The organism is Sphingobium indicum B90A (genome assembly GCF_000264945.2).
Taxonomy (GTDB): domain Bacteria; phylum Pseudomonadota; class Alphaproteobacteria; order Sphingomonadales; family Sphingomonadaceae; genus Sphingobium; species Sphingobium indicum.
In genome coordinates, this window is the sequence record NZ_CP013070.1 from 2,758,738 (window position 1) to 2,773,858 (window position 15,121).

General features: G+C 67.4%; 14 protein-coding genes. 8 read left to right on the forward strand and 6 right to left on the reverse strand.

All coding sequences use genetic code 11. The annotated features are described in order from the left end of the window. The first annotated feature begins 61 nt into the window (after window positions 1-61). The 5 genes from rpmF (at window position 62) to SIDU_RS13425 (ending at window position 3,445) form a co-directional block, all read left to right on the forward strand. Window positions 62-241, forward strand: a complete 180-nt coding sequence (gene rpmF, locus SIDU_RS13405) for a 50S ribosomal protein L32 (RefSeq protein WP_007687984.1) — start codon at window positions 62-64, stop codon at window positions 239-241. A 68-nt stretch (window positions 242-309) separates the two neighbouring features. Further along, the gene (gene plsX / locus SIDU_RS13410) at window positions 310-1,335 is read left to right on the forward strand and encodes a phosphate acyltransferase PlsX (RefSeq protein ID WP_037509150.1); all 1,026 of its coding nucleotides are present in this window, start codon (window positions 310-312) and stop codon (window positions 1,333-1,335) included. Then, window positions 1,332-2,300 carry a beta-ketoacyl-ACP synthase III gene (locus SIDU_RS13415; RefSeq protein ID WP_007687988.1) on the forward strand — a complete coding sequence of 323 codons (969 nt, stop codon included), beginning with the start codon at window positions 1,332-1,334 and terminating at the stop codon, window positions 2,298-2,300. The genes plsX and SIDU_RS13415 overlap by 4 nt, the downstream gene beginning before the upstream one ends. A gap of 419 nt (window positions 2,301-2,719) precedes the next feature. Continuing rightward, on the forward strand, window positions 2,720-3,016 hold the full coding sequence (gene ihfA, locus SIDU_RS13420) for an integration host factor subunit alpha (RefSeq protein ID WP_007687990.1): 297 nt from the start codon (window positions 2,720-2,722) through the stop codon (window positions 3,014-3,016). A gap of 72 nt (window positions 3,017-3,088) precedes the next feature. Next, on the forward strand, window positions 3,089-3,445 hold the full coding sequence (locus SIDU_RS13425; RefSeq protein ID WP_007687992.1) for a MerR family transcriptional regulator: 357 nt from the start codon (window positions 3,089-3,091) through the stop codon (window positions 3,443-3,445). A gap of 147 nt (window positions 3,446-3,592) precedes the next feature. Here SIDU_RS13425 and SIDU_RS13430 read toward each other — a convergent pair whose 3' ends face one another. The 3 genes from SIDU_RS13430 to SIDU_RS13440 all read right to left on the reverse strand — a co-directional run bounded on the left by SIDU_RS13430 (window position 3,593) and on the right by SIDU_RS13440 (window position 7,352). Then, on the reverse strand, window positions 3,593-4,135 hold the full coding sequence (locus SIDU_RS13430) for a SixA phosphatase family protein (protein WP_007683108.1): 543 nt from the start codon (window positions 4,133-4,135) through the stop codon (window positions 3,593-3,595). Window positions 4,136-4,210: 75 nt separating this feature from the next. Then, window positions 4,211-6,943, reverse strand: a complete 2,733-nt coding sequence (locus SIDU_RS13435; protein WP_007683107.1) for an ATP-dependent DNA helicase — start codon at window positions 6,941-6,943, stop codon at window positions 4,211-4,213. Window positions 6,944-6,995: 52 nt separating this feature from the next. Then, window positions 6,996-7,352 carry a PilZ domain-containing protein gene (locus SIDU_RS13440; protein ID WP_025772770.1) on the reverse strand — a complete coding sequence of 119 codons (357 nt, stop codon included), beginning with the start codon at window positions 7,350-7,352 and terminating at the stop codon, window positions 6,996-6,998. 242 nt (window positions 7,353-7,594) lie between these two features. Here SIDU_RS13440 and SIDU_RS13445 point away from each other — a divergent pair, with 242 nt between their 5' ends. After that, window positions 7,595-9,175: a lysine--tRNA ligase gene (locus SIDU_RS13445; RefSeq protein ID WP_007683104.1), complete on the forward strand. Its 1,581-nt coding sequence runs from the start codon at window positions 7,595-7,597 to the stop codon at window positions 9,173-9,175. 213 nt (window positions 9,176-9,388) lie between these two features. On the opposite strand, the gene SIDU_RS13450 is transcribed toward SIDU_RS13445, so the two are convergent. The 3 genes from SIDU_RS13450 to SIDU_RS13460 form a co-directional block, all read right to left on the reverse strand. After that, complete coding sequence (locus SIDU_RS13450; RefSeq protein WP_007683103.1) at window positions 9,389-9,859, reverse strand: RcnB family protein; 471 nt, start codon at window positions 9,857-9,859, stop codon at window positions 9,389-9,391. A gap of 192 nt (window positions 9,860-10,051) precedes the next feature. After that, window positions 10,052-10,729 carry a prolyl hydroxylase family protein gene (locus tag SIDU_RS13455; RefSeq protein ID WP_007683101.1) on the reverse strand — a complete coding sequence of 226 codons (678 nt, stop codon included), beginning with the start codon at window positions 10,727-10,729 and terminating at the stop codon, window positions 10,052-10,054. Between the two features lie 114 nt (window positions 10,730-10,843). After that, a complete protein-coding gene (locus SIDU_RS13460) occupies window positions 10,844-11,749 on the reverse strand; it encodes an RcnB family protein (RefSeq protein ID WP_073507195.1) in 906 nt (301 codons plus the stop codon). Window positions 11,750-11,973: 224 nt separating this feature from the next. On the opposite strand from SIDU_RS13460, the gene SIDU_RS13465 reads away from it, so the two are divergent. Both SIDU_RS13465 and SIDU_RS13470 read left to right on the forward strand, forming a co-directional pair. After that, a complete protein-coding gene (locus tag SIDU_RS13465; RefSeq protein ID WP_007683097.1) occupies window positions 11,974-12,504 on the forward strand; it encodes a biliverdin-producing heme oxygenase in 531 nt (176 codons plus the stop codon). Continuing rightward, complete coding sequence (locus SIDU_RS13470) at window positions 12,497-15,049, forward strand: HWE histidine kinase domain-containing protein (protein WP_007683095.1); 2,553 nt, start codon at window positions 12,497-12,499, stop codon at window positions 15,047-15,049. The genes SIDU_RS13465 and SIDU_RS13470 overlap by 8 nt, the downstream gene beginning before the upstream one ends. Window positions 15,050-15,121 lie beyond the last annotated feature (72 nt).

Genomic DNA, 15,121 nt, shown 5'->3' on the forward strand with positions numbered 1-15,121 from the left:
CGGCATCCATCGGATACGGCCAGTCGCACTAACAGATCAATTTATGGAATAAGGTGCCGACATGGCTGTCCCCAAGAGGAAAACGTCCCCGTCCCGCCGCGGCATGCGCCGCAGCCATGACTCGCTGCGCGTAGAGGCCTATCAGGAATGCTCCAACTGCGGCGAACTGAAGCGCCCGCACAATCTCTGCGACGCCTGCGGTCATTATAACGGTCGCGAAATCGTCGCCGTCGGGGCCTGACGTTCCGGAATTTCTCCTGAAAAGGGTGCGTTAACTTGTCCAGCCAACCGCGAATCGCAATCGACGCGATGGGCGGGGATGAAGGCGTGCGCGTGATGATGGCGGGCGTGGCGCTCGCCCGTCGCCGTCACGAAGGACTGCGCTTCACCCTTTTCGGAGACGAGGCGCGGATCAAGGCCGCGCTCGACAACCACCCCAATCTGCGCGCCGCGTCGGAAATCGTCCACGCGCCCGACGTGGTGGATGCGGGCGACAAGCCCAGCGTCGCCATCCGCAAGAAGACCAGCTCCATGAGCATGGCCATCGCGGCGGTGAAGGCGGGCGATTGCGGCGCTGCCGTCTCCTCCGGCAATACCGGCGCGCTGATGGCGATGGCGAAGCTGGCGCTGCGCACCATGAAGGGCGTCGACCGGCCCGCGCTGGCCGCCATGCTGCCGACGCTGGGCGACAATGACGTGGTCATGCTGGACCTGGGCGCCAACACCGAATGCGATGCCCGCAACCTCGTCCAGTTCGCGGTGATGGGCGCGGCCTATGCCCGCATCGCTCTTGACCTGGAACGCCCCCGCGTCCGGCTGATGAACATCGGCACGGAAGAGATGAAGGGGACGGAGGAAATCCGCGACGCCGCCGCCATCCTGCGCGCCGCGACCAGCCTGCCGCTGTCCTTCGACGGTTTCACCGAAGGCGACAAGATCGGCCGGGGCGATGTCGACGTCATCGTGTCGGACGGCTTTTCCGGCAATGTCGCGCTCAAGACGGCGGAGGGCACGGCCCGCTTCGTCACCGACCTGCTGCGCACCGCCTTCACCAGTTCGATCCGCTCGAAGCTCGGCTTCCTGATCTCCAAGCCCGCCATGCACCTGCTGCGCCATCATCTGGACCCCAACAACCATAATGGCGCCGTATTCCTGGGCCTGAATGGCGTGGTGGTGAAAAGCCACGGCAGCGCCAACGACAAGGGCGTCGCCAACGCCGTCCATGTCGCCGCCCGGCTGCTGGAGGAAGACATCACCCGGCGCATCGCCGCCGACATGCATGGGATCGAGGGGCTGACCGCCCCCGCATCCAGGATGGAGCTGCCCGCAAAGTGATCCGCCGATCCATTCTCCTGGGCACGGGCTCCGCCCTGCCGGCCCGCGCCGTCAGCAATGCCGAACTGGCGGAAACCGTGGACACGAGCGACGAATGGATCGTCGAGCGCACCGGCATCCGCACCCGCTACATAGCGGGCGAGGGCGAAACCACCGCCACCCTCGCCACCGACGCGGCCAGGGCGGCGCTGGAAGCCGCCGGGGTCAGCGCGCAGGACATCGACCTGATCATCCTGGCGACGGCCACGCCCGACCAGACCTTCCCCGCCAGCGCGACCGTCGTTCAGGCCGCGCTCGGCATCGACGATTGCGTCGCCTTCGACGTAGCGGCGGTCTGCTCCGGCTTCCTCTACGCCGTCACCGTGGCCGACAGCATGATCCGCGCCGGCGCGGCGCGCAACGCCATCGTGATCGGTTCCGAAACCTTCAGCCGCATCCTCGACTGGGAAGACCGCACCACCTGCGTCCTCTTCGGCGACGGCGCGGGCGCGGTCGTGCTGGGCGCGGAGGAAAGCGCCGACGGCAGGCGCGGCATCCTCGCCTCGAAACTCCATGCCGACGGTCGCCACAACCAGCTTCTCTATGTCGACGGCGGCCCTTCGACCACGCAGACGGTCGGCAAGCTGCGCATGAAGGGTCAGGAAGTCTTCCGCCACGCCGTCACCAACCTCGCCTCCGTGCTGACCGAGGCGATGGCCGCCGCCGACATGACCCCGGCGGACATCGACTGGCTGGTCCCGCACCAGGCCAATGCCCGCATCCTCGACGCGACCGCGCGCAAGCTGAAACTCTCGCCGGAAAAGGTGGTGATGACGGTGGATCGCCACGCGAACACCTCAGCCGCGTCGGTCCCCCTGGCGCTCGACCTCGCCATGCGCGACGGACGCATAAAGCCCGGCGACCTGCTGGTGCTGGAGGCGATGGGCGGCGGCTTCACCTGGGGCGCCTGCGTCCTGCGCGTGTAGGGCGGGCTTTGGCCAATCCAGGACATCATTTACCGTCACCCCGGGCTTGACCCGGGGTCCCGCTTTCTTTCTGAGTCCGCGCCCAGCCCAAGGCAGCGGACCCCGGATCAAGTCCGGGGTGACGAATAGGGGGAGCGGTGACGAATAGGGGAATGACGGCGTCCCACCCTTTGCCGGCATCAGGCGCAACCTGCTCCGGTCCGGCGATGCCCTTGATCCCACTCGATCCCGCCCAAAACGGACGACATCCCTGCCCATGGCCCTCGCAAATCCCATTCCGGGACCGCTATACCGTCCAATTTTCACGGTTTTTTAAGGATTTCGGCAACCGCTGATCTTGCCGAATCATGCAAAATCGCGCACATTGTCGAATGATCACCCGCATTTAGGCTTGACGGGTGTCAAGGTGGGGAAATGCTATGAGCGGTAACGGAACTCTGACGCGCGCGGATCTCGCGGAGAGCGTGAACCGTCATATTGGCCTTTCGCGGGCAGAGGCGGCAACCTTGATCGAATCCATTTTGGAGCATATGTCCGCCGCGCTCGAACGCGGGGAAAATGTGAAGATCTCCAGCTTCGGCACTTTCGTGCTGCGGGACAAGACGCAGCGCATGGGCCGCAACCCCAAGACGGGCGTCGAAGTGCCGATCGAGCCGCGCCGGGTGCTGACCTTCCGCGCCAGCCAGACGATGCGGGACCGTGTCGCTTCGGCCTGAGAGGGCGGCCGTCAAAACAGCCATTTTCCCGAAGGTTGACCTTTGCGCCGCTACAGGTGCAACATCAGGACCATGGAAAAGGCAGAGGGCGCATTTCTGACGATCAGCGAGCTGGCGAGCGAGCTTGATCTTCCGCAGCACATATTGCGCTATTGGGAGACGCGCTTCACCCAGTTGCGTCCGCTCCAGCGATCGGGCAACCGCCGCTATTACCGGCCGGCCGACGTGGCGCTGGTGCGGCGCATCAACCATCTGCTGAATGTCGAGGGGTTCACGGTACGCGGCGCGCAAAAGGCGCTGGCCGATGGCGGCGGCGATCCTCCGCCAGCCGCCCCCGCGCCGAAGAATGACGAAACGGAAGCCGGCGCCGATCTGATCCCGCGCCTGGAAGCCATCCGCGCCGTTCTGGCCAAGGCGATCGGGGAATAGGGACCATCCGTTCCGATATGGACGTTCCTGCACGCCAGCATGCGGCGTTCCGGCCACGTCCGGACAGCCCTCATCCCACCGCCGCTGCATGGGCCATATCCATCGCGGGCCTCCGCCCGCCGCCGGAGGATCGGCGTTGCCGCCCGCTCAGCGCGAGCCCGGCCCCAGCGCCGGGTCCAGGTCGCGCGGGCGCGTGAAGCTGGCCAGTGTGGCGATATTGGCCTTCGCCTCGCTCCAATGATCGATGGGCAGGTCCAGCACGGCGATGGAGGCGGTCGGGAACTTCACCTCCACATCCTCGCGCAGCGGACTCGCGCCGTCGTCGGGAACCAGGTCCAGGACCAGTTCCTCCAGCCCCGGATTATGCCCCGACATCAGCACGCTGTCCGCGCTGTCGGGCAGGTCGCGGATCACGTCGAACAGGGTCGGCGTGGAGGCCAGATAGATGCGCCGGTCCCAATGCGGATCGACCACCTCGCCATAGCCGGTGAAGAAGACGTTGAGCGTTTCCACCACTCGCACCGCCGGGGAAGCGACCACCATGTCGAAGCGGATGCCCTTTGCCCTGGCGAACTCGCCCATGACCAGCGCGGCCTTTTCCCCGCGACCGTTCAGCGGCCGGTCGAAGTCCCGCGCAACCGGATCGTCCCAATCGGACTTGGCGTGACGGAACAGGATCAACCGCTTCATTTTTGCTCCAGGTCGCAGAGTGATTTCGAAGCGGGTGGAACAGCCGCTGACTCGGAAATCACGAAAACAAAGTCTCTAGGTGCCGGATTCGAATTGCTGATGCCCTAACGCGGCATGGCTCCCATGGCCAGCGCGGGATTGCCCGCTGACCGATATGATCGCCTCGTCCAGCGTCAGGCGGCGGATCGGCGTGCCGGGCGGAAAGGCGCTCAGCAACCGGCTGGGCATGGCGGCGGACAGGATGACGAAGCTGCCCCGGTCCTCCGCCCGCCGTATCAGCCGGCCGAAGGCCTGCGCCATCCGCGCCCGGATCAGCCGGTCGTCATAAGCCGACCCGCCGCCCGCCAGCTTGCGCGCCGCGTGCAGCACGGTCGGCTTGGACCAGGGCACCCCCTCCATCACCACCAGCCGCAGCGAATGGCCCGGCACGTCCACCCCGTCGCGCAAGGCATCGGTGCCCAGCAGCGAAGCGCGGGGATCGTCGCGGAAAATGTCGATCAGCGTGCCGGTGTCCATCGGGTCCACATGCTGCGCGTAGAGCGGCAACCCCGCCCGCGCCAGCCGGTCCGCGATCCGCGCATGCACCGCCCGCAGCCGCCGGATCGCGGTGAACAGCCCCAGTGTCCCGCCGCCCGCCGCCTCGATCAGCCGCGCATAGGCCCCCGACAATGCCGCGATGTCCCCGCGCTTGATGTCGGTCACGATCAGCACTTCCGACCGCTCCGGATAGTCGAACGGGCTGCTCGCCTCGAACTGCTCCGCCCCGCGCGGCAGGTGGTTGGCGCCGCTGCGGCTCGCCGCATTGTCCCAGTCGCCGCCGCCCTTCAGCGTGGCGGAGGTGATCAGCACCCCCTGCGCCGGTTTCAGCACCGCCTGCGCCAGCGGCCGCGTCGGGTCCAGCCAATGGCGGTGGATGCCGATGTCGAATTCCCGCCCCTCGATCCGCTCGACCGCCAGCCAGTCCACATAATCCGGGTCCGCCGGTCCGCCGATCCGCGCCAGCAGCGCCAGCCAGGCCGTCACCAGGTCGCGCCGCCAGCCCAGCGAGGCAATCGCCCCCTCGACCCGCGCCCGCGCCGCGCCGTCCAGCCAGTCGGGCGCTTCCTCGATCACCGCCTCCATCCGCTTGCCCAGATGGGTGAGCGGCCGCAGCAGATTATCGAGCGCCCGCGCCGCCTCCTGCGCGGCCTCGACCAGCGCGCCGTCCGGCTCGGCCAGTTCGGTCTCCAGCCCATAGCCCGCATCGGCCTCGCCCGTGTCGGCGGCCCGCGCATAGACCGTTCCCCGCACCGCCGCGAGCAACTGCTCGACCGGCCCGAAAGGCTCGTCCGCGACGATCCGCTTCAACCATTCGTCGGCGGGCAGCGCCCGCGCCGCCTCCGCCGCCGCCCGGATCGCCTCGCCGCCCTGCTCGTCATAGCTGGCGAGGTCCGACAGCCGCGCCGCCAACCCGCGCCTCCGCCCCCGCGCATTTCCCTCCGGCCCCATCACCCAGCGGCGCAGTTCGATGGCTTCCTGCCCCGAAAGCGCGACGGAGAAGGTCGAATCCGCCGCATCGAACAGATGATGGCCCTCGTCGAACACGATGCGCTGCGGCGCCTGTCCCGTCTCCCGCCCCCGCGCCGCATTGATCATCACCAGCGCATGATTGGCGATCACGATGTCCGCGTCGGCCGAAGCCCGCGCCGACCGTTCGATGAAGCATTTTCGATAATGGGGACAGCCCGCATAGATGCACTCGCCGCGCCGGTCGGTCAGCGCGGTCGACCCGTTGCGCCGGAACAGGGTCGGCAGCCATCCGGGCAGGTCGCCGCCGATCATGTCGCCATCCTTGGTGAAGGCCGCCCAGCGCGCCACCAGTTGCGCCAATATCGCCGCCCGCCCCGCAAAGCCGCCTTGCAGCGCATCCTCCAGGTTCAGCAGGCAGAGATAATTTTCCCGCCCCTTGCGCACCACCACCCGCTTCGCCGCCACGGCGGGATCGGGGAAGAGGCGCAGACTTTCCCGGTCCAATTGCCGCTGCAACGCCTTGGTATAGGTGGAAATCCACACCGTCCCCTGCGCCTCCCCGGCCCAGAGCGACGCGGGCGCCAGATAGCCCAGGGTCTTGCCGATCCCCGTCCCCGCCTCCGCCAGCAGCATATTGGGCTGGTCGCGATGCGCCCTGGGCCGGAAAATCTCCGCCGCCGCAGCCGCATAGGCGCGCTGCCCCGGCCGCGCCTCCGCCTCCGCGCCCGTCAGCTGCTCCAGCCGCGCCACCACCGCATCGGGTTGCAGCGACACGGAACGGGGGGCAGGGCGCGGCGGGTTCTCCTCCCATTCGGGCAGCTTGGAAAAGAGCCAGCGCTCCGCCTCCTTCGGCGTGGCGATGCGGCCCGCCAGCAGCGGCGCCCAGGGCCATCGCAGCCGGTGCAGAGCCTGCGCCGCCGTCCAGCCGCCCTCGCGCTCCGTCCAGGCAGGGGATTCCAGCGTCGCCAACAGGGCGGCGGTCGCCGCCTGCAACAGTTCGGGAATATCGGATTCGCTCGCCGGACGCGGCAGGTCCAGCGCTTCGGCCAGCCCCTTGGGCGTCGGCACCAGGAAGCGCGCCGGATGGATGAAGGCCCATAATTCCAGCAGGTCGAGGCCATTGAGGTCGGGATAGCCCAGCCGCTGTCCGGTCAGCGGCGCGTTCAGCAGCAATGTCGGCGTTTCGGCCGTCCGCGCTATGGCCGTGCCCTTGGCGACGGCGGCGGTGCGATCCGCTTCCCGAAGCCAGATGCCGCCATGGCTGGCGTGAAGGGCGGGCAGGGCGGCGGGGTCGATCACCCGTCTCGCTTAGGCGAACGGGAACAAAAGGGAAACCTGAAAAGCGCCGGATTCAGCCGAAACGACGTCCGAAACCGCCGGCGGGACGAGCGCCCAAAGTCCGGGGTTGAAGGGCCGTGGGGGTCAGCCGCGCCGCCCGCGCAATCTCCAGCCGGTCGAACAGCGGCCCGTCGGCCAGTTCATAGGGGAAGCGGATGCCCATGCGGTCCTCTTCGGACCATTGCACCGTGCCGAACACGACATGGCCCTCATAGTCGATCTGGCACTGGCTGCGCACCGGCAGGCCGCAGCCCGCGACCTGCGCGCCGCCTTCGCTCAAATCGACGATCGTTCCGTCCATGCTGTCGAGCACCGTCGTCACCACGACTGGTATATCGACCGTTATTCTATGACGGCTGCGCGGCTGCATAGTCCCTCCTGAGCCCCCTAAGCTCCCGATAAATATGCCTCATCAAGGTTAATCAAAGTTAAATGGGAGTGGGGAAAGGCCGCCATTCGTCTCCATTTCGGCACCTGGAATCGCCGCTTAGGGTCCAAAATGAAGGCTGATCTATATTAACGGAGCCTTAGCCTTTCGGCCCGCCGCCATGATGTTTTCCGAGTCGTCAGATGTTTCCAACCGCCGCGAAAATGCTTAGGGGGGCATGCATCATGACCGTGTCCGAAATCATCCGCACCGCCGCGCAGGCGTCCAAGGCCTGGCCCTATGAGGAAGCCCGCAAGCTCCTGAAGCGCTATCAGAACGGCGCGCCCGAAAAGGGCCATGTGCTGTTCGAAACCGGCTACGGCCCGTCGGGCCTGCCGCATATCGGCACGTTCAACGAAGTGCTGCGCACCACCATGGTCCGCAACGCCTATCATGCGCTGTCGGACATCCCCACCCGCCTGATCGCGTTCAGCGACGACATGGACGGGCTGCGCAAGGTGCCGGACAATGTCCCCAACCAGGCGATGCTGGCGCAGCATCTGGGCAAGCCGCTGACGCAGGTGCCCGACCCGTTCGAAAAGTTCGAGAGCTTCGCGCATCACAACAACGCCATGCTGCGGGAATTTCTCGACCGCTTCGGCTTCGATTACGAGTTCGTCTCCGCCACGGAACGCTACAGGTCCGGCGCGTTCGACGACGCGCTGAAAAACGTCCTGCGCCATTATCGGGACATCATGGACATCATGCTGCCGACCCTGCGCAAGGAACGGCAGGCGACCTATTCCCCGGTCCTGCCGATCAGCCCGAAGACGGGCATCGTGCTGCAAGTGCCGGTGGAGGTGATCGACGCCGACCATGGCATCGTCCGCTTCGAGGATGAGGGCGACGTCATCGAACAGTCGATCCTGTCGGGCGGCGCGAAGCTGCAATGGAAGGTCGACTGGGCGATGCGCTGGGTCGCGCTGGGCGTCGATTATGAGATGGCGGGCAAGGATCTGATCGATTCCGTCACCCAGTCGTCGAAAATCTGCCGCGCGCTGGGCGCCCGCCCGCCCGAAGGCTTCAATTACGAGATGTTCCTCGACGAAAAGGGCGAGAAGATCTCCAAGTCCAAGGGCAACGGCCTCAGCCTGGAGCAATGGCTGACCTATGGCCCGCAGGAGAGCCTGGCCTTCTACGCCTATCGCGAGCCGAAGAAGGCCAAGCAGCTCCACATGGGCGTCATCCCCCGCGCCGTGGACGAATATTGGCAGTTCCGCGGCAATTATCCGAACCAGCCGGTCGAACAGCAGCTGGGCAATCCGGTCCACCACATCCATGACGGCAAGCCGCCGGAGGGCCGCCTGCCGGTGACGTTCGGCCTGCTGCTGAACCTGGTCGGCGTGATGGGAGACGCCAGCCGCGAACAGGTCTGGGGCTATCTGCAGAACTATGTCGCGGACGCCAATGCGCAAAGCTATCCGGAACTGGACGCGCTGATCGGCCACGCGCTCGCCTATCACCGCGATTTCGTCGCCCCGACGCTCAGGCGCCGCGCTCCCACCGACAGCGAGGCCGCCGCCCTGCGCAGGCTGGACGCGGAACTCGCCGCCCTGCCGGAAGGCGCCACGGCGGAGGACATCCAGAACATCGTCTACGCCATCGGCAAGGACGAGGCCTATGGCTTTGCCGAACTGCGCGACTGGTTCAAGGCGCTCTACCAGACGCTGCTCGGCGCGGACCAGGGGCCGCGCATGGGCAGCTTCATCGCGCTCTACGGCGTGGAGAACAGCCGCCGCCTGATCGCGGAGGCGCTGGCCGCCTGAGCGGCGCGCAGCGGAACATAAAGGGGCGCCGGGCGTTTCGCCATATGGTCCACCCCCTTTCGGACTGATGGTGCGTTTCACGCGCCATCGGCCGCGCCCGCCCGGAAACGAGCGGCGCGGCCAAGGGGGATGAACAGGACCGAAAGCGCCATAGCGCAAAAGGAAACGGCCCCTCGACCTTCGTCGGGGGCCGTTTCGTCATTCGGGCGGCCGTTACCAGAAGAAGCCGCGATGCACTTCCATAACCCGGCCGGTCCGCACATTGACCAGCAGCACGTCGTTATAATGCCTCACCCACCGCAGGTTCGCGCCGGCGCGGGGCAGGCGATAGCGATAGGGGTCGGCGATATAGTAGCGCGAGCTGTAATAAGCGGGCCGGAGCCGCGCGCCGACTTCCCAGCGATTGTAGCGGAAGGGGGCGCGCCAGTTGCCGCCGCGATAGACGTCGCGATGCGACCGGCGGTAATCGCGCCAATCCTCCCGCAATTCCTGCCGCGCCTCGCGCACGTCGCGGCGTTCCTCGCGCACGTCGCGCCGGTTGCCGTAGCGCTGGGCGTCGCGCAGGTCGCGCTGTTCCTGGCGCAGGTCGCGGGCGCTGTCGCGCACCTCGGCGCGGGACTGGGCCATGGCGGCCCCTGGGATGACGGTGGCGGCCATCAGGCCCAAGATGATCAATTTACGCATAGGTCTTCTCCCATTGCCTGGCGGCTGAAGTCCGGTGGGGAGGGGGGAAACTTTCCCCCGGCCCGCCGGTTCCGCCGACCACGAAGACGGTTATGCGTCCGGCCACCTGAACATGCCGGGAATGAAACGGTCAGGAATCAGTCATTTATGTCGCACTTTGTATCAGCGGCCGAAACGGCGACGGCCGGGGGATCAGGGCGTCCAGGGCCGCTCCCGAAACCATTTGGTGACGACATATTTCGCGCCCCGCTCCACCGGGCGCGCGGCGTGCAGGCTGAACGGATTGGGCGATCCGTCCCGCTCCATATTGTTCCACATCAGCAGCATGCCCTCCACCGGCGGGACCATGAACCCGCAATGGGGGAAATGCGTCTCCCCGCCCGCCTCCACCGGGGACAGGTAGATCATCGCCGTCCAGCTCCGCTGCCCGCCGGTCTTCAGCATGGCCGGCCAATAGCTGGCCGTCACCGGGAAATAGTCGCAATGCGCCTTATATTCCTGCCCGGCCTGGTAGCGCTGCCCCTGCAGGGTTTCGCCATGCTCCCCGGCCAGGCCCATCAGCGCGCAGATCCGGTCGCTTACCGCCATCACCAGCGGGCTCCAGGGGCTCAGATGGCAGCTCGCGCTGGTGCGGTAATCGGCATTGGCGCTGCCGGAAAACAGCGTGGAGGGCTGCGCCCCCGCATCGATCAGTTCCCGCAGGCCCGCGCATTCCTCCGCGCTCAGAAATTCCTGCCGGCCATAGATCTCAAGGTGCGGCGCATCGATCCGGCTGACCATCGGATTGCGCTCCAGCCGCGCCCGCACCGTCTCCCCGATCCGCGCCCGCGCCGCGGAGGCGACGCCGCCATCGTCAACAATCTCGCTCATGCCGCTTTCCTGCCACCGCGCGGGCGCCCGGCGCAAATGAAAAGGGCCCGGAACCTCACGGCTCCGGGCCCAGTATGTCCTGAAGGCCAGTTCAGGAGCGCCTGTCTTCCGGCATCACCAGAAGAAATCGTGGATCACGTCGACCACATAGCCGTCGCGTATGTCGACCAGCAGCGCGTCGTCATAATAGCGAATCCAGCGCAGCGTGCCGTAGGCGGGCGGCAGGCGGTAGGAATAGGGATCGTCGATCCAATAGCTGTTCGAATAGAGCAGGCTGTTCAGGAAGATCCCGATGGAAAAGCGCGAATAGCCATAGCTCCAGCCGCGCGGCGCATAATAGCGGCCGATCCGGTAACGGTCGCCATAGCGGGCGCGATAGCTGTACCAGTCATAGCGCCGGTCGTTGCGCCAGCCATTGTCCCAGCGCCTCTGCCCCTGCCACCGGGTGCGGTCGTCGAAGCGCCGCCCAGCGTTCCAGGCGGACCCGCCGTTCCAGCCCGAACCGCCGCCGTTCCAGCGGCGGTCGTCGCGCCTGTCCCGATCGTTCCGGTTCCAGTCGCCCCGATCCCGGTCGTTCCGGTTCCGATCGTCGCGATTCCAGTCCCGGCGGTCATTGTCGCGCCGGTTGTCCTGCCAGTTCGGCCGATCCCCGTCCCGCCCGTTCCAGCCGCGCCGGTTCCTGTCGTCGCCGCGCGGCGTGGTCTCGAAACGCTGCTGGTCGCGGTTCCAGCGGGTGACCGTCGCGGGGCCGCGCTGCTCCGGCCGCGCTTCATTGCCGCGCCATTGCGGCTGGGCGGCCTGCGCCGAGCGTTCCGGCCGCTGCTGCCGCATCTCGCCGCCCTGCCACTGGCGTTGCGCCTGTCCGTCGCCCTGGCCGCCACGGCCGCCGTCCGGACGGGCCGACCGTTCGCCGCCGCGTCCGCGCCAGCCGCCATCCTCGCCCCGCTGGGCATGGGCCGGGGCGATTCCGCCCAATATCGTCGCGGTCATCAAGCCCGCCAGCATCATTTTCCTCAACATGCCGTTCGCTTTCGTATCACGGGGCCATTCGCCCCTCATATTCCGCTTCTAGGACTCGGGCCATGTCGTGATGCTGAACCCGTCTGTCAGCGATTTGAAAGAATCCCCCGGCGCAGGATGAGCATCGGTTGCGCCCAAATCACCGGAAATATGGCCAGGAACGGCAAAAGCTGATCCAGATCAGAGCATCGCCCCGCAAACCCCCTTAGGAATGCGGGGTGACGATGACGCCCACTGCCGGCAGCGCCCGCCAGGCCCTGCGCCAAGCGACGATGGAAAGCCATCAGCGGGTCGACGACCTGTTTTCCCATTTTTCGCTGGAGGACAGCGCCAGCTATGCCGCTTTCCTGAAGGCCCACGCCAGGGCGCTCGCCCCGCTGGAGGAGATGGCCCGGCCCGATGCGCCGCGCCTGCCGCTGCTGGCGCGCGATCTGGCGGACCTGGGCGAAACGCTGCCCGCGCCGCTCGCCGCGCCGCCCTCCCCGTCCGACGCCTGCCGCTGGGGCGTCCGCTACACGCTGGAAGGATCGCGGCTGGGCGGCGCCATGCTCGCCCGGCGCGTCGGCCCCGGCCTGCCCCGCGCCTATCTGTCCGCCGTGCATGAAAAGGGCGGCTGGGCCGCGTTCCAGCGTCGGCTGGACGATGCCGCGGCCGAAGGCGGCGAGCCATGGATCGACGATGCCATACGCGGCGCGCAGGCCGCCTTCGGCCTGTTCGCGGCCGCCGCCGGCGGCACGGCGCCGGCCCATGGCTGACGGCAATATCCCGGCGGGGGGTTTCGCCGTCGACCTCGCCAATTGCGACCGGGAGCCGATCCATGTCCCCGGCACGGTCCAGCCCTTCGGCTTCCTGGTCGCGCTGACCGCCGACTGGCTGGTGTCGCGCGTGTCGGCCAACAGCGCCGACCATATCGGCCTTTCGCCCGAACAGATGCTGGGCCGGCCGATCAGCGGCATCTTCAGCGCGGAGGCGGTCCATTCCCTGCGCAACCGCATCACCCTGCTGCGCGGCCCCGACGCGGTGGAGCGCATCTTCTCGCTCGCCCTGATGGAGGGCGTCGCGCCGTTCGACGTCGCCGTCCATTTCTCCGGATCGCTGGTCGTGATCGAGGCCGAACCGGCATCCCATGACGAGATGGAGGCCAGCAGCACGGTCCGCTCCATGGTCTCGCGGCTCGGCCAGACGGAGGGCATGGCCGCCTTCCTGCGGGACGGGGCGCGGCAGGTGCGGGCGCTGACCGGCTTCGACCGGGTGATGGTCTATCGTTTCGCGGAGGGCGGCGACGGCGAAGTCGTGGCCGAAGCGCTGCGTCCCGGCATCGACAGCTTCTTCGGCCTGCATTATCCCGCGTCCGACATTCCCGCGCAGGCGCGCGCGCTCTACCTGCGCAACATCTTCCGCGTGATCGCGGACGTCGGGGCGCGGCCGGTTGCCGTCGTGCCTCAACTCGATCCCTCCGGCGCGGCGCTCGACATGTCGCTCTGCCTGACGCGGGCGGTGTCGCCGATCCATATCGAATATCTCGGCAATATGGGGGTGGGGGCCTCGCTTTCCATCTCGATCATCGTCGAAGGGCGGCTCTGGGGCCTGTTCGCCTGCCACCATTATGGTCCCCGCCTGCCCAGCTTCGCGCAGCGCAGCGCGGCCGAACTGTTCGGCCAGATCTTCTCGATGATGCTCGAAAATCGCGAGCGCAGCGAAACCGCCGCCTATGAGGGCAAGGCCCGGCAGGTGGCCGACCGGCTGATGTCGGCGGTGGCGCAGGACCATGACCTGCTGTCCAACGCCCGCTGGCTGGGCGACGTGATCTTCGACACCATCCCGGCGGACGGCGTGGGCGTCTATATCGACGGCCAGATGACCTTTTCGGGCCTCAGCCCGGACGAGCGCAGCTTCGCCGCCATCGTCGCCATGCTGAACCGGACGGCCGCCGGCCAGGTCTTCGCCACCGACCATCTGGCTCGCCTGCTGCCCGAAGCGGCGGCCCATGCCGATCGGGCGGCCGGCCTGCTCGCCATCCCGCTGTCGCGCCGTCCCCGCGACTATGTGGTGCTGTTCCGGGCGGAACAGCTCCGCTCGGTGCGCTGGGCGGGCAGTCCGGAAAAGCATGTCGAATATGGTCCCAACGGTCCCCGCCTCTCCCCCCGCAAGAGCTTCGAGGAGTGGTCGGAACTGGTGCGCGGCACCGCCGTGCCCTTCACCGCCGCCGAACTGCGCGTGGCCGGGGCGCTGCGCACCGCCCTGCTGGAGGTCATATTGCGCCTGTCCGATTCCGCGCATGAGGAACGGCAGAAGGCGCATGAAAAGCAGGAATTGCTGATCGCCGAACTCAATCATCGCGTCCGCAACATCCTCTCGCTGATCCGGGGGCTGCTGTCCCAGACCCGCGACAATGCCCAGTCGGTCGACCAGTTCATCGACACGCTGGAAAGCCGCGTCCATGCCCTGGCCCGCGCCCATGACCAGATCACCGCCGACCGCTGGGCGCCTGCCCGGCTCTACGACCTCATAGAGGTGGAATCGGCCGCCTATCTGGGCGAGCGGCGCGACCGGGTGAAGCTGACCGGCCCCAATGTCCTGCTGACCCCCGCCGCCTTCACCGTGCTGGCGCTGGTGATCCATGAGATGCTGACCAACGCCGCCAAATATGGCGCGCTGTCCGACAATGGCAGCGTGGCCATCGACTGGCGCGTCGATGCCGACGGCAGCCTGCTGCTCGACTGGCGGGAAAGCGGCGGACCCGCCGTGGTCGCGCCCACGCGCCGGGGTTTCGGATCGACCGTGATCGAACGGTCCATCCCCTATGATCTCGATGGCCGGGCGGAGGTGCATTACCGCCTTTCCGGGCTGGAGGCGCGATTCTGCATCCCCTCCGCCCATGTCGCCTCCGTCCTGCCCGACGTCGTCGGCGCCGAACGCGCGACCCCCGCCCCTGCGCCCGCGCCCACGCTGCTCAAGGGCCGCAACGTCCTGCTGGTCGAAGACAATATGATCATCGCCATGGACGGCGAGGACGCGCTGCGCGACCTGGGCGCCGAAGTGATCACCGCCGCCAGCGTCAGCCGCGCGCGGGAGGCGATTGCGAACCATGAGGTCGATCTGGCGGTGCTGGACTTCAACCTGGGCAATGAAACCAGCCTTCCGGTGGCGGAACTGCTGGCGGAAAGGGGCGTCTCCTTCCTCTTCGCCACCGGCTATGGCGACGGGCTGGACCTGCCCGAACGCTTCGGCGACGTGACCTTGCTCAAAAAGCCCTATTCCGGCGCCACCCTGGCCCAGGCCATCGCCCCCGTGCTGTAAGAGAACGAAGCTTGAGGGCCGCCCGCCGCCGCCTTTCACGCCCCACCTGAAACAGTCCGTTTCCAGCGCCCC